Source organism: Janthinobacterium fluminis, assembly GCF_028595325.1.
GTDB classification, from domain to species: Bacteria; Pseudomonadota; Gammaproteobacteria; order Burkholderiales; family Burkholderiaceae_D; genus Janthinobacterium; species Janthinobacterium fluminis.
In genome coordinates this window covers 48,635-64,470 of sequence record NZ_JAQQXR010000010.1, presented here as the reverse complement: position 1 = coordinate 64,470, position 15,836 = coordinate 48,635, and the positions used below count along the sequence as shown (strand labels likewise).

The following is a 15,836-nucleotide window of genomic DNA, read 5'->3' as shown; positions in this document are numbered from 1 at the left end:
CATGCCCGCCGTCGCCATCGAAGACATCATCAAGCGCATCCACGACCTGCCGTCGCTGCCCGTGGTCGTCATCGAATTGCTGTCGACCATGGAACAGGAAGACATCGACGTGCACCTGCTGGCCGACAAGATCACCCTGGACCAGTCCTTGACGGCGAAAACGCTGCGCCTGGCCAACTCCTCGTTCTACGGCATGCAATCGAAGGTGACGTCGATCCAGCAAGCCATCGCCGTGCTCGGCTTCCACAGCATCCGCACCCTCGTCACGGCCTGCTCGGTGACGGGCGGCATCGCGCCGCTGCCGGGCAACCGCTTCGACTTCCAATGCTTCTGGCGCCATTCCGTGGCCACGGCCGTCGCCGCCAAGGCGCTGGCGCCGCGGCTGCGCCAGAACGCCGAGACGGCGTTCACGGCCGGCCTGCTGCACGACCTCGGCACGCTGGTGCTGGCAACCCGCTTCCCGGCCCAGTACGAGGAAGTGGCCAGTTGGCGCCGCCAGCACGACTGCGGCAGCGCCGAGGCCGAGCGCGCCGTCTTCGGCCTCGACCACGCCGCCGTCGGCAGCGCGCTGGCCGCCTACTGGAAATTTCCCGCCGCCATACAGAGCGCCGTCGCCCTGCACCACGAGTTGCGCGAGCAGGACGTCGTCTCGCTGCCGCTGACCATCCACGTGGCCAACATCCTGGCCCACGCCCTCGACCTGTCCGGCCAGGAGGACGACCTGGTGCCGCCGCTGTCGCAGCGGGTCTGGCGCACGCTGGCGCTGAGCGACGAGGTGTTCCTGGAACTGTTCCGCGACACGGAACTGGCGTTCCAGGACATGAGCCAGATCCTGGTCGGCTGAAGGGGGACGCGCCGCATGCAAAAACTCCCTGACAACGTCCCCGACAACGTCCCCGACAACGTCACCGACAAGGTCCCCGACCATGTCACCCACAGCGCCGCCGCGGCGCCGGCCGCCATCGCCCTCTCCGAATACTTCGACGGCCAGCCGGTGGCCACCTTCGCCATCGACACCGGGCACGTCATCACGCACTGGAACAAAGCCTGCGAACACCTGCTCGGCTGGAGCACCGAGGAAATGGTCGGCGCCCGCAGCAAGCACGGCCTGGCCTTTTACGCGCGCGAGCGGCCCATGCTGTCGGACTTGATCGTCGACGCCGACACCGAGGCGCTGGCGCGCCACCAGCGCTCGGCCGTGATCCCCGGCGCCTACGAGGCCGAGGACTTCTTCCCCAATATGGGCGCCGGCGGCCACTGGCTGCACTTCACGGCCGCGCCGCTGCGCGATGCCGACGGCAACATCGTCGGCGCCATCGAAACCATGCGCGACGTCACCGAGCGGCGCGTCGCCGAGAACGCGCTGCAGCGCGCCCACGACAACCTCGAGCACATCGTCGAGAAGCGCACCGCCCAGCTGGCCGAGGTGAACCTGCGGCTGGAGGACGACATCCGCCAGCGCGAGCACGCGGACGCCGAGCTGCGCCGGCGCAATCTGGCATTGACCGAACTCAACGACAAACTGTCGATGACCCAGCAACAACTGCTGCAGTCGGAAAAGCTGGCCTCGATCGGCCAGTTGGCGGCCGGCGTCGCCCACGAAATCAACAACCCGATCGGCTACATCTTTTCCAACTTCGGCACCCTGCAGGGCTACCTCGACGACCTCTTCACCATGCTGCAAGCCTACCAGGAGGCCGAGGCCGGCGTCGCCGCGCCCGAGCAGGCCGCCGCCCTGCGCGAGCTGCGCCAGCGCCTCGACCTCGACTTCCTGCGCGCCGACATCCCCGTGCTGATGAACGAATCGAAGGAAGGCATCGTGCGCGTGCGCCACATCGTCCAGGACTTGAAGGACTTCTCGCGCATCGACGCCAGCCAGGAATGGGTATGGGCCAATCTGCACCAGGGCATAGACTCGACGCTGAACATCGTCAACAACGAAGTCAAGTACAAGGCCGACGTCGTGCGCGACTACGGCGACATCCCCGACATCGAATGCCTGCCGTCGCAGATCAACCAGATCGTCATGAACCTGGTCGTCAACGCCGCCCACGCCATTGGCGAGCAGCGCGGCACGATCACGCTGCGCACCGGCCGCGCCGGCGAGCTGGTCTGGCTGGAAGTGGCCGACACCGGCAGCGGCATCGCGCCGGAAAACCTGTCGCGCATCTTCGACCCCTTCTTCACCACCAAGCCGATCGGCAAGGGCACCGGGCTGGGCCTGTCGCTGGCGTATGGCATCGTGCAAAAGCATGGCGGCCAGATCGACGTCGACAGCACGCCCGGCCGCGGCACCACCTTCCGCATCACGCTGCCGATCCGCCACACCGCATTGCCAGACGAGGACCCCAGCCCATGACCGTAGCCCCATTCGCGCCGGCGGCGCCGCCGCCCCTGACGCTGCTGTGCGTCGACGACGAGCCGAACATCCTGTCCTCGCTGCGGCGGCTGTTCCGCGCCAAGGGTTACCGGGTGCTGACCGCCGAGGGCGGCGCGGCCGGCCTGCAAGTGCTGGAGACGGAGCTGGTCGACCTGGTCATCTCCGACATGCGCATGCCGGAAATGGACGGCGCCCAATTCCTCGCCCAGGTGCGGCAGCGCTGGCCCGACGTCATCCGCCTGCTGCTGACGGGCTACTCCGACATCCAGTCCATCCTCGACGCCATCAACTGCGGCGAGATCTACCGCTACATCACCAAGCCCTGGGACGACAACGACATCGCGCTGGTGGTGCGCCACGCGCTCGAACGGCGCGTGCTGGAACAGGAAAAGCTGCGCCTGGAAAAACTCACGCAGCAGCAGAACGAGGCGCTGAAGACGCTCAACCAGAGCCTGGAGGCAAAGGTCGAGGCGCGCACCCTGCAACTGAAGAAGACCCACGACGAGGTGTTGCAGGCCAACGACAAGCTGAAAACCAACTTCGTCACGACGATCAAGCTCTTCTCCAGCATCATCGAAATGCGCGGCGGCAGCCTGAACGGCCACTCGCGCCGCACGGCCGACCTGGCGCGCCGCATCGGCGTCGAGATGGCCTTGCCGGCCAAGGAAATCCAGGAACTGTTCATCGCCGCCCTGCTGCTCGACATCGGCAAGATCGGCTTTAGCGACGAGTTGCTGGAAACGCCGCTGACGATGATGACGGGCGACACCCTGGGCCTGTTCCGCAAGCACCCGGTGCGCGCCGAGCAACTGCTGATGGCGCTGGAAGACTTGCGCGGCGCCGCCACCATCCTGCGCTCGCAGATGGAGCGCTTCGACGGCGCCGGCTTCCCCGACGCGCTGGCCGGCCTGGCCATTCCGCTGGGCGCGCGCATCCTGGCGCTGGCGTCCGACTACGACAATCTGCAGATCGGCGCGATGGTGCAGCGCCAGCTGCGCGCCGACGAGGCCAAGCAACTGATCTACGACAGCAGCGGCAAGCGCTACGACCCGACGGTGGTGGCGGCCTTCCGCCAGTTGATCGACGGCGGCAGCGCCGACGCGGCCAGCGGCGACGTCGCCGCCCTGTCCGGCGAGCTGGTGCCGGGCATGAAACTGTCGCGCGACCTGATCAGCCGCGACGGCTTGATGCTGCTGGCGGCCGATCACGTGCTCGACGCCCGCCTGATCCAGCAGGTGCAGGACTTCGAGGCGAAAAGCGGCGGGCGCCTGACGATACGCGTGTACCTGCCGAAGGAGGCGTGATGCGGCGCTTTTTGCTCGTCGACGATGAAATCAACGTGCTGCACGCGCTGCAGCGCAGCATGCGCCAGCTGCTGCGCATCGACGACCTGCACATCGAGCTCTTCACCAGCGCGGCGGCCGCGCTGGCGCGCTGCTGCGAATGCCAGTTCGACCTGGTCATTTCCGACCAGCGCATGCCGAAAATGCGCGGCGTGGAATTCCTGAATATCATGAAGGACGTCGCGCCGACGACGGTGCGGATGATGCTGACGGCGTCGACGGAATTCGATACGGCGGTCGGCGCCATCAACGACGCCCAGGTGTTCCGGCTGATCCCCAAGCCCTGGCAGCCGGGCGAGCTGCGCGACACCATCCGCCTGGCGCTGCAGCAGCGCGACCGCCTGGTCGAGGCACAGCGGCTGTTCGACGAAGCGCAGCAGAAGCAGGCGGGCCTGACGGCGCAGGAGCGGGAAGCCAGGCGGCTCGAAGAGGAGGAACCCGGCATCCTGAAGGTCAAATGGGGGCCGGACGGCTCCATCATTCTGTAGGCGGGTAAGGTCGTTTGTCCCATACCATTTTCACCTTACCCGTCGAATATCAGTTCGGCCACTGCCAAGAAGAAGCTGAGCCGGGGCGACTGCCAGTTCACGTAGTTTTGTTTGCCAATTCTTTGCTGACTGTCAGAAATTTTCGGCATTCAATATTCGCAAGACACCGTACCAGCCCCCCAACACAGCGCGCATTCGCCAAGATATTTTCCGCCCAGAACATCTGCGGTTCAACTTACAGCGAACATCTTCGGACCTGCACGGGCAGTCCATTGCACCGCGAAAATCGTTGTCTCAACACGTTCCTGATCATATGACCGGCTCTCACCATTACCACAAGAAAATAATTGAATTAAAAATAATATTGACATAAAAATAAAACATATCTAAGATGAGCATCGAAGAATCCAACTCCCCGTTGGAGCTTCATCTGTTTTCCTATCAATGAAACAAACCAAACTTGGAGACACCATGCAAGAATTGAATGTAATGGAAATTAATGAAGTCAGCGGGGCGGGACCAGCCGCTGAGGCTCTTAAGTTTGCTGCCAGAGCCATCGCCGCGTCAGCGATTGGCCAATATGCAGTCGGTGCAGCCAAGGAATTTAAAGCAGGCTGGGATTCCGTACAATAAATTAACACTGTTTATATTGAGGGATTTATGATTGAATTAAATCAGGCTGAAATAAGCAAAGTTGCGGGCGGAATAAGCATGTATGAACTCGGCGCATCTGCTCACAGAGCGGTGAAGGCCATTGGGGAAGCCCTGAGCAACCTGCCTCAGGCCCCTTCTCGTTCTGCGATAGCTAGTTGAGTCAACTCTGACAGAGAATAGAATTTGATCGTTCGCGATCGAATTATCAGCCTGGCGTATTTACGCCAGGCATATTGAATATTTCAGAAGTATTTTTTGCAACTTTGAAATATTAACCCCATAACCAGCAATGTCAATTCCAGATTTACTCGCCAAAATATCATCTTTCGGAAATATTGAAATACAGCATCCAGCCATTTTTTCGCCAATGATATATGGCCAGTATTGGAATAAAAATACATGCAACGATTACGCCACTTTCTATTCTCGCCCCCTTCCACCACCCTGCTGCGGCACAGTTTTTCATCGTTTCTTTTAGCAATCATTCCATCGCTGGCACTTGCCACCATTGTCTACGTGGCGATAGGGCTGATCGGCGGCGACAACCGCCATGCCAACATCCCTGCGACCTCCACGAACGGGCTTGAATTCTTCGTCGTCGTGGTTTTCTCCCCCGCCGTGGAAAGCCTGCTTCTGGCGCTCACACTTGCGATCTTGTCGATTCCGATAAAAAACAGGCCTGGCGCAGCGATGGCCGCGGCCTTGATATGGGGCGTCCTGCATGGATTGACGGCGCCGATATGGTTTTTTGGAACGGTCTGGAGTTTTTTTATATTTTCAGCCGCCTACCTGACGTGGCGGAAGCACTCATTCAAATCCGCCTTCATCGCAACGGCACTCCCTCACGCCCTGGTCAATTTGACGAGCTTTCTTTTCCAGGCGTTCGTGACAAATCGCATCGGTTAAAGGCGCCAGCGCTGCGGCAGCTTCCGCCGCGCCCGGTTCACGCCCGTCACACACTCAAAACACGGCTGTGAACGGCATGCGTATATCGGATAGGAACTGCTGCGCGCGCGGGTGCTGCGGCCGCTGGAAAAACTCCTCCGGCGCGGCCCGCTCCAGCACCCTGCCCTGGTCCATGAACAGCACGCGGTCGGCCACCTCGCGCGCGAAACCCATCTCGTGCGTCACGCACACCATCGTCATGCCGTCGCGCGCCAGGTCGCGCATCGCCAGCAAGACCTCGCCGACCATCTCCGGGTCGAGCGCGCTGGTGGGCTCGTCGAACAGCATCAAGGGCGGCTGCATCGCCAGCGCCCGCGCGATCGCCACGCGCTGCTGCTGGCCGCCCGACAACTGCGCCGGCAGCGCGGCCGCCTTGTGCGCCATGCCGACCCGCTCCAGCAGCGCCAGCGCCTGCCGCTCCGCCTCGGTCCGGCTCAAGCCGCGCAGGCGCGTCGGCGCCAGCGCGCAATTGTCCAGCACCGTCAGGTGGGGGAACAGGTTGAACTGCTGGAACACGAAGCCTATGCGCGAGCGGAACTGGTTCAAGTCCAGCCCGGGCGCGTGGATGTCCTGGCCATCGACCTCGATGCGTCCCGAGGCGATCGGCTCCAGCCGGTTCAGCGTGCGTATCAAGGTCGACTTGCCCGAACCGGAAGGGCCGCACACCACCACCACCTCGCCCTTCGACACTTGCTCGCTGACGTCGACGAGGGCGTGGTAATGTCCGTAGAATTTATTCACTGTATCAAACTTGATCATGCGGCGATAACTCTTTTCTGCCCGGCGCCGCGCTGCTCCAGCCAGAAGGCGAAGCGCGACAGGCCGAAGCACAGGATGAAATAAGTGAGGCCCAGCAGGAAGTACACCTCGGTCGATTTGGTCAGCACCTGCACATTGACTTGCGAGGCGATGAAGGCCACCTCGGTCAGGCCGATGATGTAGCCGAGCGAGGTTTCCTTGATGGTGGAAACGAACTGGTTCACCAGCGAGGGCAGCATATTGCGCAGGGCCTGCGGCAGCACGACAAAGCGCATCGCCGCCGCATAGCCTAGGCCCAGCGAGCGGGCCGATTCGACCTGTCCGGCCGGCAAACCGTGGATGCCGGCGCGGACGATCTCGGCCAGGTGGACGCCGTCGAAGATGACCAGCGCCGCCAGCATCGTCGTGAACTGGTCGGTCTTGTGGCCCGTCACGCTGGGCAGGAAAAAATACGCCCAGAAGATCACCAGCAGCAGCGGCGTGCCGCGCACCACGTAGACCAGCGCCGTCACCGGCCAGCGCAGCGCCCGGTAGGGGCTGACCCGCGCCAGCCCCAGCAGCAAACCGAGCGGCAGGCTGAGCACCAGGCCCAGCGCCGCCAGCAACAGCGTCAGGGCGAGGCCCCCCAGCGGCCCGTTCGGGTATTGCCCGATGAAGAAGTAGACCCAGTAATGTTGTATTAGCTCCAGCATCACGCCCCCCCGCGCGCATGGCGCTGCTGCGCCCAGGCGGCCAGCGCGGCGATGGCCAGCGACACGGCCAGGTAGCAGGCGGTGGCGAAAGCGAAGGCCTCGACGCTGCGGAAGGACGTCGTCTCGACGCGCTGCGCCTCGTACATCATCTCGGCCACGCCGATCACGGTGGCGATGCTGGTGTTCTTCCACAGATTCAGGGTTTGCGAAATCAGCGGCGGCGCCGTCACGCGCAGCGCCTGCGGCAGGATGAGCAGGCGCATGGTCGCCAGAAAGCCGAAGCCGAGCGCGCGGCCGGCCTCGAATTGCTGCGGCGGAATGGCGCGGATGCCGCTGCGGATATCCTCCGCCATGTAGGCGGCCGTGTACAGCGTCAGCGCCACCACGGCGCCGACGGCCTCGATATTGCCGGCGTACAGGCGCTCCTTCCACGCCTGCGGCAGCAATTCCGGCGCGCCGAAATACCAGAACAGCATGTGCGCCAGCAGCGGCACATTGCGGATCGCCTCGACGAAGGCAAAGCCGCAGCCGTTCAGCGCGCGCGAGGGCGCCAGCCGCAGCAAGGCCACGGCGACGGCCAGCGGCAGCGCAAACACCAGCGTGATGGCGCTTAACTGGAGGGAAATCCGTAGCCCGGACAACAGCCAGTCGTGATAGCTGCCGGACAATAACAGGGAGAGGTCGAAATACGTCATGGTGTCGTGCCCATGCGCCGCCCGGCGGGCGGGCGGCGCCATGCCTGCGTCAAGCCGCCACCTTGTCCGACTCGAACTTGAAGGTCCGCTTGTCGAATTTCAGCTTGGTGTCCGGGCCATACCATTTGAAAAACAGCTTCTCGCCGTCGCCCGACTTTTCCAGTTCGCGCAGCACGCCGTCGACCAGCGTTTTCAAGCCCGTCTCCCCCTTCTTGATGCCCAGCGCCAGCGCCTCGGTGCTGATGCTTTGCGGCAGCACCAGATAATCCTTCTGCGCCGCGCCCAGCTTCGCGTAATTGTTCAGCAGCGAAGCCTCGTCGTCGACATAGCCGACGCCCTTGCCCTGCTGCAGCGCCAGATAGGCTTGCACCGTCGTTTCATAGGTGACCACGTCGACCGAGGGCACGGCCCTGCGGATGTTCGGCTCCTGCGTGCCGCCCTTGACGGTCAACACCTTCTTGCCGGCCAGCGCGGCCACGCTGGCGATATTGCTGCTTTTCTTCACCAGCACTTTTTGGCCCGTGATAAAGGTCGACAGCGAGAAATCGACGAGCGCCTCGCGCTCCTTATTGTGCGTCAGCGAGGCCGCCAGGATGTCGACGCGGCCCTGCTGCAGTTCCGGCACGCGGGCCGCCACCGCCAATTGCTTGATGGCCGGCTTGACGCCGATCTTCTTCGCCACCGCGTTGCACAGGTCGACTTCATAGCCGACGATCTGCCGCGAGGCCGGATCGACGAAGCTGTTCGGCTCGTCCGTGCCCAGCACGCCGCAGACCAGCTCGCCCTTCGCCTTGATATTGGCAAGCTGGTCGGCATACGCGGGCGGGGCGATGGCGGAAGCGCCGATCAGGGCGGCGGCAATGGCGACACGATTCAAACGTAAATGCATGGATTCTCCTTGGCGTGGTCTGGATGCGCTGATTGCACATGCAGACCATTAGAACCCAGGCAACAAAGATCAGAAACGAATGGTTTTGCGCAACGATATACCGAAAGTGATATATGGGATAGCCGCAGCGGCGGCAAGGGGGATCAAGTGCCGGCCGGGCCCAGGCTGGCCGGCGGATGCACGGGCAGGCGTATCGTGAAGCGCGTGCCCTTGCCGACTTCCGAGGCGACCTCGATCTTGCCGCCGTGCTTGGTGACGATGCCATACGACAGCGACAAACCCAGGCCGGTGCCGCTGCCGACCGGCTTGGTGGTGAAAAACGGCTCGAAAATCCGCGTCAGGTTTTCCGGCGGAATGCCCCCGCCCGTGTCGCCGACCTCGATCCACACCCAGTCGTTGGCGCAACCTGTGCGTATCGTAATCGTGCCGCGCTCCTTGATCGCATGGCCGGCGTTGACCAGCAGATTCATGAACACCTGGTTCAATTGCGACGCCAGGCACTTCACCTGCGGCAGCACGCCGTATTGCTTCTCGACCGTGGCCTTGTACTTGATTTCATTGGAGACGATGTTCAGCGTGCTGTCGAGTCCGTGATGCAGGTCGGCGATCTGCCACTCGGTTTCGCCGACGTGGGAAAAATCCTTGAGCGACTGGACGATGTCGCGCACCCGCTTCAGGCCATCCATCGATTCCTTGACCAGATCGTTGACGTCATCCTTCAAAAAAGCCAGGTCGGCGCCCTCGCGTATCTGCGCCATGCGCGCGCCGATCTCCGGATTGCCCTTCAGCATGCCGATCGCCTGCTCATACTGTTCGATGACGCCAAACAAGGTCGTCACATAGCCTTGCAGCGAACCCATATTGGAATTGACGAAACCGACGGGATTATTGATTTCATGGGCGATGCCGGCGGCCAACTGGCCGATCGAGGCCATCTTTTCCGACTGCAGCAACTGGTCGTGCGCCTCCTGCAGCTTGGCGATCAGCGTCTGCTGCTCCTCGCCCTTGGCCTGCAGCGCCTCCTCCATCCTCTTGCGGCTGGTAATGTCGGTCAGCGCGCCGATCACCTCCAGCGGTGCGCCCCGCTCGTCGCGGATCAGGCGCAGCGTGTCGTGCATCCACAAGTAGGAACCGTCGCTGGCGCGAAAGCGGTATTCGTAGGCGCGCTGCCCTTCCGTAAACACCAGCGCCAGGCTGGAAAAGATATTCGGCGCGTCGTCCGGATGGATATGGTCGAACCAGAAATTCGGGTCGGCCACCATCTCTTCCGGGCGGTAACCGAGCACATTCAAGGCGTTATTGCTGACGAAGGTCATCTTGAAATCGCCGCTGGGCACCGTGCAATAGATGATGGCGGGCGTATTGTCGACCAGGTATTGCAGACGCACGAGGGGCGATGCGGCTTCGCGCGGCGTCGGTGCGGGGGCAGTCACCGGGGCATCGGATGAAAAGAATTCGAATTCCTCGAATTGCATAAGCATGACCTCGCTGGATTGCCGGATGCGCGCGCCGCCGCCACCGCTACCAAGGCGCCGGCAATCAGGCCCAGGGCGCCACCAGCCTAAGGGGCGGAGCCCGGCTGGTCATTACGATAGGCAGTTTCCCAGCACGGCATTGCGCCCGGTGGCTGGATGAATTATGCCTTAATTTAATACCATGCAAAGACAATTTTAGCGCTGCTCCAGGCAGTCGTGGGCCGCCCATTCCGGCGCCGGCGCCGGCAGCCAGTCGCGCGGGTCGACCCGGTAATATTTCTGCAATTCGCCGTACAGGGCCGCGTGCCGCGCGGCCATCTGGTGCGGCTTCTCAAAGAAAGTCTCGGTGGCGACGGCAAAGAACTCGGCCGGGCTGTTGGCGCCGTAATGATCGAGCACGCTCGGCTGGCGATAAATCGCGTCGTGGCGCAAATCCGCGTAATCGCGCGACAGCACGGCGGCCCAGTTGTGATAGTTCGACGCGTCGCCGAGGAAGGGCGCGCCGTTCGGCGCGCCCGACTCGCTGTCGAGCTGATGGGCGAACTCGTGCAGCACGACGTTGCTGCCGTCGCTCCAGTCGGCGGCGCCGCGCTGCACGTGGTCCCAGGCCAGGATCACGCGGCCGTCGCCCCAGGACTCGCCCAGCAAGCCGTCTTCGCTCTCGGTGATGACGCCGCCGGGGCCGACTTCGCTGCGCTCGACCAGGAACTCGCTCGGATAGACGAGGATCGTGTGCAGCTCGGGGTAGACGCGGGTGTAGCGGTTCAGCAGCAACAGGCAAGCCTGGCCGGCGATCGTGACGCGCATTTCATCGTCGACCTCCAGGCCGTCGCAGCCGATGAAACGCTTCTGGTACAGGAATTGCGCCACCAGCCGCTGCAATTGCGCCTGCAGCTCGGCCGGCATGCGCGCATAAATCGGCATATTGCGGCCCAGGATGTCGAGCGCCTCCGCCGGCAAGGGCCGCGCCAGCGCCCGGTTCAGGCGCCAGCGCGGCAGCCAGAGCGGCAGCGCGATGATCAAGGCCGTGACACCTACCCAGATCAACGCCTCCATCAAGCGGCCCCGCGCAGGGACGGGGGATGGAACGGCAGGGCGACAGTCAACATAAGGGGCATTCCTTTCAGGCGGGACAGGACGGCACGGGCGCCGTGGCGCGGCGCGGCCGCATCTACATCAGATGGGGCTCCTTGCCGGCATTTCAATTCGCCTGGCCGGAAATCATTTACGCGTAGAAACACCAACAGCCGGGCACAAGGCCCGGCCATGGCGGCAAGGGCGGCCCGCCGGCCGCCGCCGCGCCCGTCCTTACTCGCTTTTTTGCTGCGACGGCGCCGAGCCGAACAGCGCCGCCACCAGCGGATCGCGCATCACCGGGCCGCGGTTGACGCGTATCGCGTAATGGGTGTCGTCGGCCAGGATGTGGAAATGGCGGCCGCTGCCGGCCATGCTCTGCTCGCGCAGGCCCGGACGGTCCTTGCGCGGCGGCGCGCCTTCGCGCTTCGGCTGCACGATGGCGGCGAGGAAGGCGCGCACCCGCTCCGGATCGGGCGTCAGTTGGTACACGGCCTTGCCCAGATAGGTGGCCGTACCCTCGATATAGCGGGCCAGCTCGATGACGCCGGCGTCGCGCAGGTCGCGGATGTATTTGCGGGCGCCGGACGGTGAAAATTTCAGGAACCAGGCGATTTCGTCGGCCAGCATTTCATGCAGGGACAGTTCACCGATCAGCTTTTGCATGTTTTCAATGCGGCGCAGCGTGGCCGAGGTGGAGCGCACGCGCTCGATAGGCGCCATCGAAATCGGATTACGGCGTTCCGGCGGGATCGGCGCGACGCGCTCGACCAGGGCCAGTTGCGTAGAGCGCTCGGCGCCGCGAAGGTCCTGGTGCGCTGCTTTGGTATCGCCGGCTGAGGGGGCGTGAGATTGTCTCATTGCATGCATTTGAATACTCCTTAGTAACGATAGCAAATAGTAGGAATCAGCGCCCTATCGACAAGCCCCGTGCCAATCGGCGACCCATAATTCCGACTTCTGCCACAAGAATGCCCGTGATGAGCGTTTCGGTCTGTGCGGCAACGAACATAAGAGCAAATTAATCAACATTGCCGATTTGCCCGCCCGGCCGCCGACAGCCCCGCTGTGTGCGTCCTCGTACAGAGCATGCGCAAGGGCTTGCGTATGCTGGGCCGGCCCGCAACGTGATACGCCGCGTTGCGCCGCGACCCGCTTCGCCGGGCGCATCCCGCACCCGGCCTTTTTCCCAAGGAATCGCCATGAAAAACTATTCCCTCCTTCTCGCCATGGTTGCCGCCGCGGCGCTGGGTGCTTGCCAAAAACCCGCCGAGCCGCCGACCCCGGTGGTTGCGGCGCCGGCCCCGGTCGTGGTGCCCGTGCCCGTGCCGGTGCCCACGCCGGTGCCCACGCCGGTGCCCGGCCCTGCCGGCGAACCCGGCAAACCGGGCGCGGATGGCGCTCCCGGCGCGCCGGGCGAAGCCGGCCCCAAAGGCGAACCGGGCAAACCCGCCGAGCCGCCGCCGCAAGCCAAATAAAGCGCCGCGCCGCGCTTTCCCGGCGCCGGCACAGACCGGCGCCGGCCGCCGCTTACCACTTTGATCGGCCATGGCCGACTTAGTTCAACCCATCCCGCCCGTGCGGCAATCCAGACAATATTCGACGCCCTTGTGCGAAAGCGCAGAATCGGCCCGCCGGCGCAGCGCCGCGCCCGCCGTTATTTCCCATGCAAATCAAGGACTTAAAAAAAATCCGGAAAAGTTGTCCTATGGCACAGAAGATGCTCTTACTATCATGCGGCTGCCACAGAAGCAGCGAGGCAAACTTTCCAACCTGGAGAAGCAAATGGCGACAAACTCTGTAATGAAGACATCTTTCGGCAGCAAGATCCTGGCGGCGGCGCTCGTGCTGGCGGCCCAACTGCCATCGGCGGCCCAGGCCGTCGACGTGGTCCGGCTCGGCAACCTGAAGTTCGCCCACTACGGCGCGGTCGCGTACATGAAGGAAATCGCGCCCAAGTACCAGTTGAAAATCGAGGAACGCAACTTCTCCAAGGGCCTCGACATCGTGCCGGCCATCATCGCCGGCGAAATCGACGTCTCGGCCAGCGGCCTGGAGGCGGCCATTTCCGGCCGCGCCAGCGGCGTGCCGGTCTACGTGGTGGCCGGCTTCGCCAAGGGCGGCGTGCGCATCGTCGGCCGGCCCGAGCTGAACCTGCGCGGCATCGCCGACCTGAAGGGCAAGAAAGTCGGCGTCACCCGCGGCGGCCCGCAGGAAGTCCTGCTGTTCGCCGAACTGGCGAAAAACAAGATGAGCTGGTCCGACAAGCCGGGCAAGGACGTGCTGATCATGTACATGGGCTATCCCGACCTGAACCAGGCCCTGCTGACCAAGGAAATCGACGCGATGAGCCAGTCCGAGCCGTATTCGACCCAGGCCATCCACAAGAAATACGGCAGCGAAATCATGAAGCCGTATGACACGCCGCTGGGCGAGCCGGTGCGCGCGCTGGTGATGTCGGAAAAAATGTACAAGGAAAGGCGCGACGTCGCCGAGCGCTTCATGCAGTGCTTCGTCGCCGCCACCCGCCTGTTCATCGCCGACCCCAAGCTGGCCGAAAAATATGTGCGCGAGTCGATGTTCAAGAACCAGGTCAGCTCCGACGACTACCGCGACGCGATGGACAACGCCAGCTTCACCGAAGACATCACGCTGGGCCACGTGCAACTGACCACCGACTACATGAGCAAGTACGGCGTGGGCCGCATGGCGGCGCCGCCGGCCGCCAAGGACTGGGTCAAGCTGGACTTGCTGGAAGCGGCCAAGAAATCCGTGCCGGCCGCTAAATAAGAGGGGCAGCGATGAACACCCTCTTCCTGAAACGGCTGCTGCACGGCGCCGCCGTGCCGCTGGCCGCGCTGGCCCTGTGGCAGGGGCTCTCCAGCATGGGTTGGATCAACCCGCAAATCCTGCCCTCGCCGCTGGCCGTGATGCGCAAATGGTGCGAATACCTGGCGCCGATGGAAGCCTACACGCCCGAGGCCGGCAACTATCTGCTGTGGCTGCTGTCGGGCGAATTGCCGCACGACGCCTGGGCCAGCCTGTCGCGCGTCATCGGCGGCTTCCTGATCGGCGCCGGCCTGGCGCTGCCGCTCGGTTTGCTGATGGGCAGTAACACCACCATCTACAAGCTGTTCGACCCCCTGGTGCAGATCCTGCGCCCGATTCCGCCCATCGCCTACATTCCGCTGGCCATCCTGTGGTTCGGCCTGGGCAACCCGCCGGCCTTCTTCCTCATCAGCATAGGTTCCTTCTTCCCCGTGCTGATGAACACCATCGCCGGCGTGCGCCAGGTCGACGGCATCTACATCCGCGCCGCCCGCAACCTGGGCGCCAGCCAGATGACGATGTTCCGCCGCGTCATCCTGCCGGCCGCCACGCCCTACATCCTGGCCGGCGCCCGCATCGGCATGGGCACGGCCTTCATCGTCGTCATCGTCGCCGAAATGATCGCCGTCAACAACGGCCTGGGCTTCCGCATCCTGGAGGCGCGCGAATATTTCTGGTCCGATAAAATCATCGCCGGCATGTTCACCATCGGTTTCTTCGGCCTGGCCATCGACACCGCCATGAACGCGCTGAACAACCACTTGCTGAAGTGGCACCGCGGCCTCGACCACAACTAGGAAGCGCCATGACAACCATACACATCAACGCAGTCAACAAAGTGTTCGCCGGCCAAGGCGGCGACGTCGTCGCGCTCAAGGACATCAATCTGCAGATCGCCAGCGGCGAATTCATCTGCCTGCTGGGACCGTCCGGCTGCGGCAAATCGACGCTGCTCAACGCCATCGCCGGCTTCTCGCACCCCAGCTCGGGGCAGATCCTGGCCGACGCCAAACCCATCACCGAACCCGGCCCCGACCGCGGCATGGTGTTCCAGGAATACGCGCTGTTCCCCTGGATGACGATCGAGCGCAACATCGCCTTCGGCCTGGAAATCGCCGGACGCAGCCCGGCGCAGACCAAGGAGCGCGTCGACATGCTGCTGAACATGCTGGGCTTGCAGGACTTCCGCGCCCGCTACCCGAAAGACCTGTCGGGTGGCATGCGCCAGCGCGTCGCCATCGCCCGCGTGCTGGCGCTGGACTCGCCCATCATGCTGATGGACGAACCGTTCGGCGCCCTCGACGCGCTGACCCGGCGCAATTTGCAGGACGAGCTGCTGAAAATCTGGAAAGTGTTCGGCACCACCATCGTCTTCGTCACGCACAGCATCGAGGAATCGATCTACCTGGCCGACCGCACCATCGTCATGACCTACCGCCCCGGCACCATCAAGCGCGACGTGGCCATCACCCTGGAGCGGCCGCGCGACCCCAGCGATCCGGAATTCAACCGCATCAAGCGCATGCTGGGCGAAATGGTGATGGAAGAACAGCAGCGCCACCACAACGCCGAACTGCTCAGCAGCACGGCCGACTAAACCATACTGAGAAAGA

General features: G+C 63.5%; 17 protein-coding genes. 10 read left to right on the top strand and 7 right to left on the bottom strand.

Annotated elements, in window-relative coordinates:
• Nucleotide 1 precedes the first annotated feature (1 nt).
• The 6 genes from OIK44_RS21095 to OIK44_RS21070 all read left to right on the top strand — a co-directional run bounded on the left by OIK44_RS21095 (nucleotide 2) and on the right by OIK44_RS21070 (nucleotide 5,771).
• Nucleotides 2–844: an HDOD domain-containing protein gene (locus tag OIK44_RS21095; protein ID WP_273673670.1), complete on the top strand. Its 843-nt coding sequence runs from the start codon at nucleotides 2–4 to the stop codon at nucleotides 842–844.
• A 15-nt stretch (nucleotides 845–859) separates the two neighbouring features.
• Complete coding sequence (locus OIK44_RS21090; RefSeq protein ID WP_273673667.1) at nucleotides 860–2,359, top strand: ATP-binding protein; 1,500 nt, start codon at nucleotides 860–862, stop codon at nucleotides 2,357–2,359.
• Complete coding sequence (gene nosR / locus OIK44_RS21085; protein ID WP_273673665.1) at nucleotides 2,356–3,684, top strand: response regulator c-di-GMP phosphodiesterase, NosR family; 1,329 nt, start codon at nucleotides 2,356–2,358, stop codon at nucleotides 3,682–3,684. The genes OIK44_RS21090 and nosR overlap by 4 nt, the downstream gene beginning before the upstream one ends.
• On the top strand, nucleotides 3,684–4,211 hold the full coding sequence (locus OIK44_RS21080; RefSeq protein WP_273673663.1) for a response regulator: 528 nt from the start codon (nucleotides 3,684–3,686) through the stop codon (nucleotides 4,209–4,211). The genes nosR and OIK44_RS21080 overlap by 1 nt, the downstream gene beginning before the upstream one ends.
• A 471-nt stretch (nucleotides 4,212–4,682) precedes the next feature.
• Complete coding sequence (locus OIK44_RS21075) at nucleotides 4,683–4,844, top strand: hypothetical protein (protein WP_273673660.1); 162 nt, start codon at nucleotides 4,683–4,685, stop codon at nucleotides 4,842–4,844.
• A gap of 420 nt (nucleotides 4,845–5,264) precedes the next feature.
• Complete coding sequence (locus OIK44_RS21070; protein ID WP_273673658.1) at nucleotides 5,265–5,771, top strand: hypothetical protein; 507 nt, start codon at nucleotides 5,265–5,267, stop codon at nucleotides 5,769–5,771.
• 54 nt (nucleotides 5,772–5,825) lie between these two features.
• Here the strand turns inward: OIK44_RS21070 and OIK44_RS21065 are convergent, their stop codons facing one another.
• The 7 genes from OIK44_RS21065 to OIK44_RS21035 all read right to left on the bottom strand — a co-directional run bounded on the left by OIK44_RS21065 (nucleotide 5,826) and on the right by OIK44_RS21035 (nucleotide 12,117).
• Complete coding sequence (locus tag OIK44_RS21065) at nucleotides 5,826–6,569, bottom strand: amino acid ABC transporter ATP-binding protein (protein ID WP_273673656.1); 744 nt, start codon at nucleotides 6,567–6,569, stop codon at nucleotides 5,826–5,828.
• A complete protein-coding gene (locus tag OIK44_RS21060) occupies nucleotides 6,566–7,261 on the bottom strand; it encodes an amino acid ABC transporter permease (protein ID WP_273673654.1) in 696 nt (231 codons plus the stop codon). The genes OIK44_RS21065 and OIK44_RS21060 overlap by 4 nt, the downstream gene beginning before the upstream one ends.
• Nucleotides 7,261–7,956, bottom strand: coding sequence for an amino acid ABC transporter permease (locus OIK44_RS21055; RefSeq protein ID WP_273673652.1), 696 nt, complete (start codon nucleotides 7,954–7,956; stop codon nucleotides 7,261–7,263). Before OIK44_RS21055 ends, OIK44_RS21060 begins: the two co-directional genes overlap by 1 nt.
• A gap of 49 nt (nucleotides 7,957–8,005) precedes the next feature.
• A complete protein-coding gene (locus tag OIK44_RS21050) occupies nucleotides 8,006–8,845 on the bottom strand; it encodes a transporter substrate-binding domain-containing protein (protein ID WP_273673650.1) in 840 nt (279 codons plus the stop codon).
• Between the two features lie 143 nt (nucleotides 8,846–8,988).
• Nucleotides 8,989–10,320: an ATP-binding protein gene (locus tag OIK44_RS21045; RefSeq protein WP_273673805.1), complete on the bottom strand. Its 1,332-nt coding sequence runs from the start codon at nucleotides 10,318–10,320 to the stop codon at nucleotides 8,989–8,991.
• A 195-nt stretch (nucleotides 10,321–10,515) separates the two neighbouring features.
• Nucleotides 10,516–11,376, bottom strand: coding sequence for a M90 family metallopeptidase (locus OIK44_RS21040; RefSeq protein WP_273673648.1), 861 nt, complete (start codon nucleotides 11,374–11,376; stop codon nucleotides 10,516–10,518).
• 252 nt (nucleotides 11,377–11,628) lie between these two features.
• Entirely contained in the window at nucleotides 11,629–12,117 is a 489-nt protein-coding gene (locus tag OIK44_RS21035; RefSeq protein WP_420213876.1) for a winged helix-turn-helix domain-containing protein, read from the bottom strand.
• 479 nt (nucleotides 12,118–12,596) lie between these two features.
• Here OIK44_RS21035 and OIK44_RS21030 point away from each other — a divergent pair, with 479 nt between their 5' ends.
• The 4 genes from OIK44_RS21030 (at nucleotide 12,597) to OIK44_RS21015 (ending at nucleotide 15,820) form a co-directional block, all read left to right on the top strand.
• Complete coding sequence (locus OIK44_RS21030) at nucleotides 12,597–12,872, top strand: hypothetical protein (protein WP_273673646.1); 276 nt, start codon at nucleotides 12,597–12,599, stop codon at nucleotides 12,870–12,872.
• 325 nt (nucleotides 12,873–13,197) lie between these two features.
• Entirely contained in the window at nucleotides 13,198–14,184 is a 987-nt protein-coding gene (locus OIK44_RS21025; RefSeq protein WP_273673644.1) for an ABC transporter substrate-binding protein, read from the top strand.
• Between the two features lie 11 nt (nucleotides 14,185–14,195).
• Nucleotides 14,196–15,020: an ABC transporter permease gene (locus OIK44_RS21020; RefSeq protein WP_273673642.1), complete on the top strand. Its 825-nt coding sequence runs from the start codon at nucleotides 14,196–14,198 to the stop codon at nucleotides 15,018–15,020.
• Nucleotides 15,021–15,028: 8 nt separating this feature from the next.
• Nucleotides 15,029–15,820, top strand: a complete 792-nt coding sequence (locus tag OIK44_RS21015) for an ABC transporter ATP-binding protein (protein ID WP_273673640.1) — start codon at nucleotides 15,029–15,031, stop codon at nucleotides 15,818–15,820.
• Nucleotides 15,821–15,836: the final 16 nt, after the last annotated feature.